Raw genomic sequence first — 13,213 nt, forward strand, 5'->3', positions numbered from 1 at the left:
CCAAAGTAATAATTCAAAAAAAACCTACTTATGAAATCACTTCTAAAACTTCCGCTAATAGCTTTAATAGCTATGTTTTCTTTTTCTTGTTCTACTGAAAGTATGGATGAAAGCGCTGAACAAATCGAAATTAATCAAGTGACTATTGAAGCTAAATCAATTGAACTAGAAGCTTTAGAGCTAATTAATGATTATAGATTATCTCAAGGTTTAAATGCTTTAGGTGATATGAACATTGTAAAGTCTGTAGCCTATAGTCACACCGATTATATGTTAGAAAACAATGAGATATCTCATGATAACTTTTTTAAAAGAAGCGAATATTTAAAGTCTAATACGGGAGCGGCGAGAGTTTCAGAAAATGTAGCCTATGGTTACAGTTCTGCTAAAACTCTAGTAAAAGCATGGTTGGCAAGTGATGGACACCGTAAGAATATTGAAGGTGATTTTACAAACTTTGATATTTCGGCAGAACAAAATGCTGAAGGTAGATGGTACTACACAAACATATTTATAAAAAAATAAAGTAATAATGTTACTTAAATAATACCTATTTATTTTACTAATTAATAGCCATAATAAATTAAACAGGTAATTAATAACAATTTGAAGTGTTGTTATTTAGTTTAAAGTATAAAGAATCCTCTAAGTAAAATTAGAGGATTTTTTTGTGTTTAGTTTCCTGGCTAAACTGCTTTCATTTAATAGCTATAAAATGTTGTACAGCATAGTTGTTTTTATATAAAAAAAATTTCCTTATCAAGTCATTTTAAAAAGTAGTTTTTAGCGTAGGTATTTTAATAATTGTAGTATTGGCAGTGCTTTCCGCCTAAATATGACTATAATTTATACTAATTGCGCTATAATTTATGATGTTAAATATTATTTCTTATTAATATTGAATTGAATAAGTAAGTGATTCTTAATTGTAAATTAATTACAATAATTTAATCATTAAAGCTTAAATAATACAGTAAGAAAAGATTATAGATATTAAATATGAGGAATATGAAATTACAAATTTTAGGCGCATTTTTTGTAACACTTCTAATGGTAAATTGTGGCAAGAAGAAAAGTGATGTTGCCGCAGAAACAAGTTTTGATGTTGATGCGCAATTAGCATATTGTGTTGAGCAAGCGTCTCATGCTTTAAAGTTAGTTCCGGGCGAGGGAGATATTCCTAGAAATATAGCTCCAGATAGTAAAGATTGGCGCTATGTGGATTATAAAGATTGGACTAGCGGATTTTGGCCAGGTGAACTTTGGTATCTATACGAGTTTAATAATGAGAAGGCCTGGGAAGTATCTGCCGATAAATTTACGGAATACCTAAAACCATTATCTGTAACGCCTGCTTTGGATCACGATTTAGGTTTTCAGGTTTATAATAGTTTTGGAAACGGTTATCGATTAACACGAAATCCGGATTATAAAGAGGTTATTTTAAAAACAGCCGATACTTTGGCTACATTGTTTAATCCAAATGTTGGTACTATTTTATCGTGGCCACGCGATGTGCCAAATATGGAATGGCCGCAGCACAATACCATTATGGATAACATGATTAATTTAGAGCTTTTATTTTGGGCTTCAAAAAATGGCGGTAATAAAACGTTGTATGATATGGCTGTCAGTCATGCCGATGTTACCATGGAAAATCATTTTAGACCTGATTACACCTCATATCATGTTGTAGTTTATGATAAGGATACGGGAGAAAAAATTAAAGGAGTAACACATCAAGGGTATAGTGATAGTAGTATGTGGGCACGAGGGCAATCGTGGGCTATTTATGGATACACTATGGTCTATAGAGAAACCAAAGATCCAAAATATTTAGATTTTGCGCAAAAAGTAACTCAGGTGTATTTAGATCGTTTACCAGAAGATTTAATACCATACTGGGACTTCGATGCTCCAGATATTCCTAACACCACTAGAGATGCCTCAGCTGCTGCTGTGGTAGCATCTGCTTTGCTAGAACTATCTACACTTACTAACGATAAAACATTAGCTAAAGAATATAAAGAAAGAGGAGAGGATATGTTAATAGAGCTTTCTAAAAACTACCAAAGTAAAGATAAAAATACGGCTTGTTTATTACATTCAACAGGGCATGCACCAGCTGGATCAGAAATAGATTACTCTATTGTTTATGCCGATTACTATTATGTAGAAGCTTTGTTAAGACTTAAAAAAATAAATGAAGGCATTCCTGTTTTGGCAGCGTTGCATTAATTGAAAAATACTACAAGAGGTTATTGCTTCACTAGAAGTGATGGCCTCTTTATCTTTTGAGATATTTTATCAAAACTCTTCTTGTTAAGCTATGGCTAATAATCTAGCTTAATTAGGTTTCTAACAGTATCTAAAGTATTTATAAGCTTCTCACTAAATTCGAAATTCATAATATCACTTTCAGTTTTTCCTGCACGAATTAATTCATTAAAATGAATAGCCTCGTAATTATAGCCAATAGTTTTATAACCAAAATCTAAAGTTTTTTCTTCGCCATTAGCACTTACGGTAACCGTTGTAGGCATATGAAACATGGTGTTGATCTTTATAGTCCCTTTTTCACAATAGAAAATAGCTTCGGTTGGTGTAGCTTCCAAAAGTGTACTTTTTAGTTTCGCAGTTTCACCATTCGTGTAAGTGAAAGTCATCCTGCACTCAGAATCCGCTCCGTTTTCAAAAAAAGTGGCATCGGCTTCCACAGCCTCAGGAAGTTCTAGAGTAGACAATGCTGCAAAAATCGGGTAAATACCAATATCTAATAAACTTCCGCCACCTAAAGATTTATTGAATAATCTAGATGACGTATCAAAATCGCGATGAAAACCAAAATCGGCTTCCATCTTAAGCAGTTTACCGTAGGTTTCATTTTTTAATTCCTTTAAAACAAATTGATAATGCGGTAAAAAGTAAGTCCAAAGTGCCTCCATCAACAACACGTTCTTTTCTTTAGCTTTCTCAATCATGTTATTTACCTCTTTTGCATTCATAGCAAAAGGTTTTTCACATAAAACAGCTATTCCATGTTCTAGGCATAGTAGGGTGTTTTCTTTGTGCAAAGCATGTGGAGTTGCTATGTATACTGCATCTATATTTTTGTCTTTTACTAAAGCTTCATAGCTGTCATAAGCATGTGTAGCCTGATATTTATCTGCAAAAACATCTGCTTTTTCCTGTGAACGCGAAGCTACAGCGTAAAGTTTGGTATTTGGAATGGTTAATAGATCTGATGCAAATTTATTCGCAATATTTCCTAAGCCAATAATGCCCCAGTTTATAGTTTTAACTTCTGATTGATTTGTCATTTGGAATAAGTATTTGGATGATACATGAAATTGAAATTACAATAGCGCAACCCACAAAATTTAACCATAGAAATGGTAGATTAATCACTTCGTTTAAATCTAATAGATATAGTGCAATTACAATAACTTGTGTTAATAATGCACCGATAAATACGGCGTTACCTTTTACAAATTTAAAGAAAAATGCTAGAAGAAAAACACCGAGAACATTACCATAAAATATAGAACCAATAATGTTTACTAACTGAATTAAATTTTCAGCCAAATTAGCAACACAAGCTACGCCTATAGCTATTATTCCCCAAGCAAAAGTAAACCATCGAGATGCTTTTACCATCTCTTCTTCTGTTTTTTCACTGGTATTTCGTTTGTATAAATCTATGGTTGTTGTAGAGCCTAAAGCATTTAATTCACTCGCGGTACTAGACATGGCTGCACTTAAAATTACAGCTAATAGTAAACCGATTAATCCACGAGGTAAATTGTTTAGAATAAAATGGATAAATACATAATCTTTATCATTGCTTTCTATTTTTATGTTTTCACTTTCCGAAGCTTTATCAATTAAATCTCTAGCTTCTTTTCTTAGGTCATCATTGGCTTCATTTGCTAAAGCAATGTATTTTGAAGCATCGGGATTATCAGAATTTAAGAACGATTTAATAATATTTTGCTTGTCGTTAAAAATAGCTGTTTGTTCTGCCTGAAGCGTTTTGTATTCATCGGCATATTTAGATTGTAACACAACCTCCGTAGCAGTTGGGTTAAAGTTTACAGGTGCTTCATTAAATTGATAAAACACGAAAACCATAATACCCACAAATAAAATAAAGAACTGCATCGGTATTTTTAAAAGTCCGTTAAAAATTAAGCCCAATTGCATTTCTTTAACCGATTTCCCCGAAAGGTAGCGCTGTACTTGGCTTTGATCGGTACCAAAATAAGATAACATTAAAAATGTACCACCAATAATACCACTCCAAAATGTATAACGATTATTTAAATTGAATGAAAAATCTAAAACTTCCATTTTTCCACTAGCTCCGGCAATATCAAGCGCTTTGCTAAAGGTAATGTCTTGCGGCAGTTTGCTTACAATTAAAAAGAAAGCCACCAACATACCAATAAAAATAATAACCATTTGATGTTTTTGCGTGACGTTTACCGCGCGTGTACCACCAGAAACAGTGTAGATAATAACGAGTAAACCAATAACAATATTTAGGGTGAGTAAATCCCATTTAAGAACAACAGAGAGTATAATGGCTGGAGCAAAAATGGTAATTCCTGCTGCTAAACCACGCTGAATTAAAAATAGAATAGCTGTTAAGGTTCTTGTTTTTAAATCGAATCTATTTTCTAGAAATTCGTATGCTGTATATACTTTTAATCTATGGTATAATGGTATGAAAACCATACAAATAACTACCATGGCTATTGGTAAGCCAAAGTAAAATTGAACAAAGCCCATGCCATCGTTAAAAGCTTGCCCAGGTGTTGATAGAAAGGTGATGGCACTTGCTTGTGTAGCCATTACTGATAAGCCAATAGTCCACCATTTAGAGGTGTTTCCGCCTTTTAAATAATCTTGTACATTGCGGCTGCCTCGTGTTTGGTATGTTCCGTAGGCTACTATGGCAATTAGTGTAAAGCAAAGTACGGCCCAATCCACCCAATTTAAAGTATCCATAAATTAAAAGGCTTTTGTAATTAAATAAAACAGAATAAAATAAATAGCATTTGCAATTAAAACCACAGAATATAATTTTAGCCAAACTTGCTTTTTCGGTTGTTTTTCTTCCATAATTAATCGTTTAGTTTTGCTTCTTGTTTTAAATCTTCTTTACCAATAGAAAGCATGTTTGCAAACAATCTATAAGCACCAGAAACACCAGCAGGGAATTCTCTAAAAAAGCTTAAACCTGTATAAATAAAGTAGCCATTACCGTGTTTTGCAACAAGTAAACTTCCTTTTTTATCGGTTTCACCTTTATCATGCATAGATAAAATAGGAGTAAAGGCAGGTGCCCAATTACTTGGGAAATATAACCCACGTTCTTGCGTCCAGCCTTCAAAGTCGTGTTGTGTAATTTTGTTTGGGTAATTTAATACGGGATGTTCAGGGTTTAAAAATGTAACTTCGGCTGTTTCATCGGTAACTCTATCACGAGAAAGTGTGATATCAAAGGGCGCTAAATTATCAACTTTTAAGCGATGGTTGGTGTTGTATTGCACAATCATATTTCCGCCTTGAGCGACAAAATCGAAAAGTAATTCTTGTTTAAATTTTAATGTTTCAACCGTATTATAGGCTCTAATTCCAACAACTACAGCATCAAAATTATTTAATATTGCCGCATTAATTTCGTCTGGGTTTAAAATACGAACATGGTATCCAATTTGTTGCAAACTTTCGGGAACTACATCTCCAGCACCTTGAATGTAGGCTATGTTTTCTCCTTTCTTTTTTATATCTAAACGTACAATTTTACTTTCGCTAGGCAATAAAACGGTTTGAAACGGAATATGATCGTAATCAATTTCAATTAGCTCTTTAGTATAATCTTTATCACCAATATGCACTATAGGGCTAATAATGCCCTCACTTTGATTTTTTGGAGGAATTACAGTAAAGACTAAGGTTTGCTCTTCACCTTTGTTTTTAATTGAAATTTTTTGGTTTTTAGGAAAGATACTCCAATCTTTTGGATGGCAAACTTCTACAGAACCCTCTAAGTTATCTCGTCCAGCTTTAACAATAACTGTAATATCGTGCTGTGCATCAGAATTTAGAATAATTACCTTTTCTGTTATTTTTGCTGATACTTCCGGAATAATTTCAAACGGACGATATAATTCACCTTTGTCTGGTTTAGAATAGCGATACACTACATTTTTAGTAAATGTAATAGGCGTATTATTTATTAGAAGATTGAAATCTACTTTATAGGTTCGAGGTGTTTCTGGTAAACCTATCAAGTTTTTATCGTCTACTTGATACATACCCAAAGTTCCTTTTTTAGTAAGCCAATAAGGTGTAGTCGGGTTTTGATGGCTACCTACTTTGAAGGTTTCTTTGAAGTTGAATTTGGTGTTTTCTTTTAGTTCAATACGCTTAGCAATAGTTATAAGATTTGCGTTTTTAAGGCTTTCTAACGTAATATTTTGATTGCTCCGGTTTAAAACTTCAAGATTTAAGGTTACTGTTTCGTTTTGAGTGGCCCAAGGCGTTTCTGCCGAAGCTTCTAGGTATAAGCCAGCACACATTTCTATAACCGATTTTAATTCTTCAGTTTTTTTAATTTTCCAATGCTCATTTTCTATGTTTTGAAGCAATTTATAGGCTTCAACAAGTTGCGGAATGTGTTGCGAAGGTGTTTTAAAGTTGAAATTCTTTTCAACTTCATATAAAATATCTCCAATAGCTTTACCGCCTTTTATACGATTCCATGAGGTATCGATACCTTCAAAAATATTTTTGTTTTCTCCCAAGGGATCGCCTTTTAAAAACTCAATATACTCTGTTTGAGATCCACGCTCTAATGTGCGCCCAAAACCTTGGCATAAATGCTGACTTCTTGCTTGTGCTGCAACTTCGTTATTAGACAACCCTTTTAATGGGTAATAAACACCAATATCGAAAGTTAGCATGTTACTTTTATCGACTTTGTTAAACTTTTCTTCACTACCGTATGCCCACCAGCTTGTATTGTAAAAAATACGTTTGGGTTGCCATAAATCGGTTTGGTTTAATTGATTTGGATAAGCTGTACTTTTATTTGCTAAGTCAAAAGCTTCTAAGCTTAAAATAGCAGAACTCGTATGGTGGCCATGCGTGGTACCCGGTGTTCTATGGTCGAACCTATTAATAATAACATCTGGTTTATACTGGCGTATTGCTAACACAACATCACTTAAAACCTGGTCCTCATTCCAAATGTGTAAAGTTTCTTCAGGATCTTTTGAATAACCAAAATCGTTGGCTCTAGAAAAACGCTGTTCTCCGCCATCAACGCCTCTAGCGGCAAGTAATTCTTGGGTTCTAATAACTCCTAATAATTCTCTTATTTCTGGACCAATTAGGTTTTGTCCGCCGTCGCCTCTAGTTAAAGAAAGGTAGGCTGTACGTGCTTTTACCTCGTTAGAAAGGTATGAGATTAATCGTGTGTTTTCATCATCAGGATGAGCTGCAACATACAATACTGACCCCAAAAAATTAAGTTTTTCTATAGATTCGTAAATCTCTGTAGATGCAGGTGTTTTTGGCTTTTGTGCTTGTAAAAATGAAACAGTAAAAACTAGTAATATAAAATAATACTTAGTGCTTTGCATAAAAAAAGGTAGTTAGCTAAGCTCCAAATATAACAAAGATTGAAAGGGTATAGGGTGGTTTTAATGTTTCTTTAACTTTATGTTTTTTTATTAGAAACAGCGCATAGTTTTTAAACACGTTATTTAACATTATAACCACTTTTTTCTTTTGAAATAGATTAGCATGCCTATAAAAATCGCAATCATTACACCCCAAAGAATAAAATAGGAATGTTGGTAGTGTAATTCTGGTATATTATCGAAATTCATACCATAAATTCCTGCTATGAAAGTTAGTGGTATAAAAATGGAAGCCATAATGGTGAGCACTTTCATGACCTCGTTCATTTTATTACTAATGGTGGTCATGTACATATCCATTAAACTCCAAATCATTTCGCGGTAAATGTCAATGTTTTCAGAAACTTGAATTAAGTGGTCGTAAACATCGCGATAATAGTTTAATGTGTTTTTAGAAATAAGGGCATTATCACTTTTTTCAATTCTATTTATTACATCGCGCAGCGGGAAAATAGCACGGCGTACTTTTAAAATTTCACGTTTTAAATTTTGAATACTCTGGCTAACATCATCAGTGGCGTTTCCGTTAAAAATGTCGGTTTCAAAATCTTCAATTTTATCACCTAAAATTTCAATAATATTAAAGTAATAATCTACAACCGCATCTATTAAAACATAGAGTAAATAATCAGAATCCATGGTTCTAACTCGTCCTTTTGCAGTTCTAATACGTTCTCTTACGGCGTCAAAAACATCACCTTCAGATTCTTGGAAAGATAGCACATGGTTTTTACCTAAAATAAAACTTACTTGTTCCGATATTATTTTTTCATCCTTATCGTAATACAGCATTTTTAAAACAACAAACAAATAATCGTCATATTCATCAATTTTCGGGCGTTGAGAAATATTTACAATATCTTCTAAAACTAGAGGGTGAAAATCGAAATGTGCTGCTAGTTTCTCAATTTCTTTAACATGGTTTAGCCCATTTAAGTTTATCCAAGTAATGGAGTCACTTCCTTTAAATTTAAAGGTTTCCGAAACATCGGTTAAGTGGTTTTCTGTAAATCCCTTTTCGTTATAATCAAAGACTTCAATAAAGAGTTTTTCTGAAGATTTGGAACCTGTATAAATGGCTGTTCCAGGTACTTGTCCTGCCTTTTTCTTATAATTATGTTTTCTCGCTTTAGCCATTTGGAATAGTATTAGATAAAGATATAAATAATTTAAATAGCGTCAACGCCGTCATCAATGGGCTCGTCAATGGCATCTTTTTGTATTAGAGTAACGGCTTTTTGTAGCATTAGGTTATTAGGGTAAGTTACTAAGTTTCCGTTATCTAATCTTAAATGTATTTGAAAAGCTCTAATATCTTCAATAATAGCCATAATAGGAAAATCTTTATCATGGATTTCAATTTTATCACCCACTTTATAAGGGAAGTTGAAAAACATAATAATTCCGGAAGTAATGTTGCTTAAAATAGACCAAATAGCAAATAGTGCAATACCGATAACAGCAAAAACGGAAGAAAAAACAACCGCTAAATCATGTACTTGAGCTCCGAATATAAAGGATTCTATTAGAACGGCTAGTAAAACTATAGTTACGGTAATATAGCGTCTAATTAATCGAATTCTAGCATCGTTTATCCCGCTTGTATGCCCAATTTTGGTAATTGCAAAATGTATTAAATACCTAATAATTAACAGAACAACAACTACAACAGCTGTTGAAATTAATTCATTTTTAAAAGTTTCAAAAAACTGCATGCTTTATGGTTTTTAATTTGCAGCAAATATACTCTAGAAAGGAAAGTAATGATTGCTTTTGTTTATTTTTAAATAGGCCTATCGGCAAGGCTATTTAAAGTTTGATAAACCAAATGTGTTGGTAAGCCCATAACATTAAAGTATGAGCCTTCTAGTTTGGTAACACCAATTTGTCCAATCCATTCTTGAATGCCATATGCGCCAGCTTTATCAAAGGGTTTTGCCGTTTTTATATAATAAAGAATCTCTTCGTCTGTAAAGGCTTTAAAACTTACTTTTGTAATAGAGTGTAGCGTTTTTTCTAATGTTTTTGTTGTAAAACAAACCGATGTAATTACCTCGTGTGTATTATTACTTAAAGATTTTAAAATATTAAAAGCATCTGCTTCATCTGTTGGCTTGCCTAAAGCAGTATTATTATGCCAAACTATGGTGTCGCTAGTTATTAAAATATCATTTTTTAGTAATTCATCTTTAAAAGGAATGGCTTTTAGTTGTGCCAAATAATCGCTTATTTCAAAATGAGTTAATCTATTAGGGTATTCTTCTTTTACAGGCTTTAGTCTAATTTCAAAATCTAAACCTAAGTCTCTAAAAAATTGCTGTCTACGCGGCGATCCCGAAGCAAGAATAATATTATGGTTTTTTAGTTTTTCTTTAAGCATATGTTTAAAATGTTACATCAAGGTCTACTGAGGTGTATTGGCTTTAATAGATTGTATTTATTTGCTATTGTGCTAGCGCTTTCCGAGAACTATGCGGAATAACTCAGTTTTTTAAGTTAAAATAGTAAATTAACAAAGAAAACACTCCAAAAAGCATAACCAATTTTATCAAATTACTGATAAAATGATAATCCTTTTTGGATTTAGCGTTAAACACTTTAATGTTAATAAATATAAGCGGACCTACGATAAAAAAAGTAAAATAACCAACAGCAAGGATATCTTTATAGAGCGAATTTACAATATAGTATATAATAGCTAAAACCGGAATTAGTGATAAAACAAACAGGATATAATTGGTTCTATCTCTACCAATAGCAATAGGTAGAGTGTTCATCCCTGCTTTGTAATCTCCATCAATATCTTCTATATCTTTTGCGATTTCTCGTATTAAATTTAGCAGAAAAGCAAAAATGGCATAATCAAAAATAATTTTAAAAAAGGTAAGTTGTATCGCTCTGTTTTCTAGAGTAAGTGCGGGTAGTAATTCAAAAACACCAACAATTAAAATACTTAGAGCAACAAGTATAGAAATAACAATATTACCAATTAAGAGGGTTCGTTTTAAGTAGGTTGCATACACATAAAGCAAAGCCGATATAATAACAAAAAGCGAAAAAAAAGCACTTTTACCAACTCGATGTGATATATAGAAACCAACACCAACGCCTACAAAATTTAAAATAATGAAGAGGTTGTAAGCAGTTTTCTCCGAGATACTTTCACCAACAATAAGTTTGTCGGGTTTGTTTACAAAATCCGTTTCAACATCATAAATATCATTAATAACATTTCCGGCAGCAGCAATGCAAATGGTAGCAAAAATTAAGAGCGAAATGCCAGCACCATCTAAACTTATAGCAACTCCAAAAGGCTCCAGAAGGGCATATTTAACCAATAATTGCGTCAAGACAATCATTACTAAATTCTTCCATCGAATAATATTTAAAACGTTAAGCATTTATCAAATAGAATATAAAATAAGAAAAAAGTAAAAACCAAAATTATAGTAAGCAATGCTCGAAACTAGTCAAACTGCGCGCTATAAAAACCGCTCCATTTTCCTTGTACTTTAAGAACTTGTTCAATAACATCTCTAACGGCACCTTTACCACCTTTTTTATGCGAAATATACTTAGAAATACTTTTAATTTCCGGAACAGCGTCCTGAGGACAACAAGGCAAGCCAATTCCCTTCATTACTGGGTAATCTGGAATATCGTCTCCCATAAAAAGTACATTTTCAGATTTAATGTCATTCTCTGACAAATAATCATCCAATTGTTCAATTTTATTCTTCGCTCCCAAATAGATATGCTCAATCCCTAAACCTTCTAAACGTATGCGTACACCTTCATTTTTTCCACCAGAAATAATGCACATATTGTACCCTTTATCAACAGCAGCTCTAATAGCATACCCATCTTTTACATTCATGGTGCGTAACATTTCACCATTTGTTAAAACCGAAACCGTACCATCAGTAAGCACACCATCTACATCAAAAACAAAAGTTGTAATGTGTTCCAAATACTCTTTATAGCTTTTTTCTTCCATGTGTTTTCTGTATTGATGCGGTTAGCAGTTCGTAAATCTTTTTATGTTCAATATTGTTATCCAATATCTTTAAATGTTTTTTAATCGTTTTTTTATCGTGGCGTTTTGCAGGGCCTGTTTGCGCTCTAAATGGCGATAAATGCTCTATTTTTTTCGCTGTTTCTAAAATTAAAGGTTTTAAAATATCAAATTCAGCACCTTCACTTTCTGTAATTTCATGACCAATTCGATATAACTGATTCGTAAAATTATTAACAAAAACAGCCGCTAAATGCAGTACACGTCTTTGGTCGCTGTTTACCTTTTGTATCGGGCCACCTAAACTTAAGGCTAATTCCTTTAACATCGGAAAACTATCTTTATAAATAGTTTCAATACACATTGGTACATTTGCAAAATCTAGTTCGGCACCTTTTGTAAAACTCTGTAGCGGGTAGAGAACGCCGCGTCTGTGTTTTTTATCTAAATCATAAACGCCAACACCACCAGAAGTATGCACAACCACACGATCTTCAAACGGAAGTTGTTCAGATAAACCTGCAATAGCATCATCACTAACCGCTAAAATATATACATCAGCGAGCTTCAAATTCTCTAAGTCGTCCGTAATATCAACCTCATGAGCATGTTCCGAAATCGAATCTAAACTCCTATTATACCATTGAGAAACAGTTACATTCTCTGCCTCACGAAAACCTCTATACAAATGGCTAGCTACATTGCCAGCCCCTAAAATTACTACTGAAATCATTTTACAAAAATACTAAGCAATTACCAATTTCAAATTAATAAATCAAAATAATTTGCGCGTGCCCCAAGGGTCGGGCTTTCACTACTTGCTCCCTCCTAAGGTCGGGGAGCTCAAACATGCCGTTCAATCCCTCACGCCTATATCCCTTAAGTTTTTGGCTAATACAAAACAGAGGTTTATCTATTTGTTTCATTAACATGGTTTTGGCTGGATTTTTCAAGTTGAAAAAAAATGAATCAGGCCAACCGAATAACCTAATCAGCACCAAGTTAATATTAAAATAAGCCTTAAATTTGAGCTATGAAAAAAGACTTAGAAAATCGGGACGATGTATATTTACTGGTATCATCATTTTACAAAAAAGTAAGAAAAGATGAAGTTTTAGCGCCTTTTTTTAACGACGTTATAAAAGATTGGGACGCACACCTCGAACGTTTAACAACCTTTTGGGAGGCCAGTTTATTTTTAAAAACAAAATACACAGGAAATCCACTAGAAACACATATAAAAGTTGATACTGATAATAAAAACACCATAACCGAGCAACATTTTGGGCTTTGGTTGAACCTATGGTTAGAAACTATCGACGAACTTTTTGAAGGTGATTTTGCGCAAAACGCAAAATTTAAGGCCCGTAAAATGGGCTCATTTTTATATTTAAAAATATTTGAAGCCAGAATGGGGTAGTGCTTTGTGTTTTTTACCTTTAGTTTTTATTTCAATAATTATAAAGTGTAGTATAAAAATTAAAGT

At 33.1% G+C, this 13,213-nt stretch carries 12 protein-coding genes; 3 read left to right on the top strand and 9 right to left on the bottom strand.

Annotated elements, in window-relative coordinates; translation table 11 throughout:
- Window positions 1–30 precede the first annotated feature (30 nt).
- Together ACJJV4_RS08610 and ACJJV4_RS08615 are read left to right on the top strand one after the other, a co-directional pair.
- Complete coding sequence (locus ACJJV4_RS08610) at window positions 31–525, top strand: CAP domain-containing protein (RefSeq protein ID WP_405293435.1); 495 nt, start codon at window positions 31–33, stop codon at window positions 523–525.
- A 483-nt stretch (window positions 526–1,008) separates the two neighbouring features.
- Complete coding sequence (locus tag ACJJV4_RS08615) at window positions 1,009–2,238, top strand: glycoside hydrolase family 88 protein (RefSeq protein ID WP_405293437.1); 1,230 nt, start codon at window positions 1,009–1,011, stop codon at window positions 2,236–2,238.
- A gap of 95 nt (window positions 2,239–2,333) precedes the next feature.
- Here the strand turns inward: ACJJV4_RS08615 and ACJJV4_RS08620 are convergent, their stop codons facing one another.
- The 9 genes from ACJJV4_RS08620 to ACJJV4_RS08660 all read right to left on the bottom strand — a co-directional run bounded on the left by ACJJV4_RS08620 (window position 2,334) and on the right by ACJJV4_RS08660 (window position 12,460).
- Window positions 2,334–3,320: a Gfo/Idh/MocA family protein gene (locus ACJJV4_RS08620; protein WP_405293439.1), complete on the bottom strand. Its 987-nt coding sequence runs from the start codon at window positions 3,318–3,320 to the stop codon at window positions 2,334–2,336.
- Window positions 3,298–5,010: a sodium:solute symporter family transporter gene (locus ACJJV4_RS08625; RefSeq protein WP_405293441.1), complete on the bottom strand. Its 1,713-nt coding sequence runs from the start codon at window positions 5,008–5,010 to the stop codon at window positions 3,298–3,300. The genes ACJJV4_RS08620 and ACJJV4_RS08625 overlap by 23 nt, the downstream gene beginning before the upstream one ends.
- Window positions 5,011–5,126: 116 nt before the next feature.
- Window positions 5,127–7,652, bottom strand: a complete 2,526-nt coding sequence (locus ACJJV4_RS08630; RefSeq protein ID WP_405293443.1) for a PIG-L family deacetylase — start codon at window positions 7,650–7,652, stop codon at window positions 5,127–5,129.
- Between the two features lie 129 nt (window positions 7,653–7,781).
- On the bottom strand, window positions 7,782–8,849 hold the full coding sequence (corA, locus tag ACJJV4_RS08635) for a magnesium/cobalt transporter CorA (RefSeq protein WP_405293445.1): 1,068 nt from the start codon (window positions 8,847–8,849) through the stop codon (window positions 7,782–7,784).
- A gap of 32 nt (window positions 8,850–8,881) precedes the next feature.
- On the bottom strand, window positions 8,882–9,427 hold the full coding sequence (locus ACJJV4_RS08640; RefSeq protein ID WP_405293447.1) for a mechanosensitive ion channel domain-containing protein: 546 nt from the start codon (window positions 9,425–9,427) through the stop codon (window positions 8,882–8,884).
- 68 nt (window positions 9,428–9,495) lie between these two features.
- Window positions 9,496–10,092, bottom strand: a complete 597-nt coding sequence (locus tag ACJJV4_RS08645) for a Maf-like protein (RefSeq protein WP_405293449.1) — start codon at window positions 10,090–10,092, stop codon at window positions 9,496–9,498.
- Window positions 10,093–10,195: 103 nt separating this feature from the next.
- Window positions 10,196–11,113: a geranylgeranylglycerol-phosphate geranylgeranyltransferase gene (locus tag ACJJV4_RS08650; protein ID WP_405293451.1), complete on the bottom strand. Its 918-nt coding sequence runs from the start codon at window positions 11,111–11,113 to the stop codon at window positions 10,196–10,198.
- A 65-nt stretch (window positions 11,114–11,178) separates the two neighbouring features.
- On the bottom strand, window positions 11,179–11,709 hold the full coding sequence (locus ACJJV4_RS08655) for a KdsC family phosphatase (protein ID WP_405293453.1): 531 nt from the start codon (window positions 11,707–11,709) through the stop codon (window positions 11,179–11,181).
- Window positions 11,690–12,460 (bottom strand): Rossmann-like and DUF2520 domain-containing protein, encoded by a 771-nt coding sequence (locus tag ACJJV4_RS08660; protein WP_405293455.1) that lies wholly within the window; start codon window positions 12,458–12,460, stop codon window positions 11,690–11,692. Before ACJJV4_RS08660 ends, ACJJV4_RS08655 begins: the two co-directional genes overlap by 20 nt.
- A gap of 300 nt (window positions 12,461–12,760) precedes the next feature.
- Here ACJJV4_RS08660 and ACJJV4_RS08665 point away from each other — a divergent pair, with 300 nt between their 5' ends.
- Window positions 12,761–13,147, top strand: a complete 387-nt coding sequence (locus ACJJV4_RS08665) for a group III truncated hemoglobin (RefSeq protein WP_405293457.1) — start codon at window positions 12,761–12,763, stop codon at window positions 13,145–13,147.
- Window positions 13,148–13,213 lie beyond the last annotated feature (66 nt).

The organism is Algibacter sp. Ld11 (assembly GCF_045066735.1).
Taxonomy (GTDB): Bacteria; Bacteroidota; Bacteroidia; order Flavobacteriales; family Flavobacteriaceae; genus Algibacter.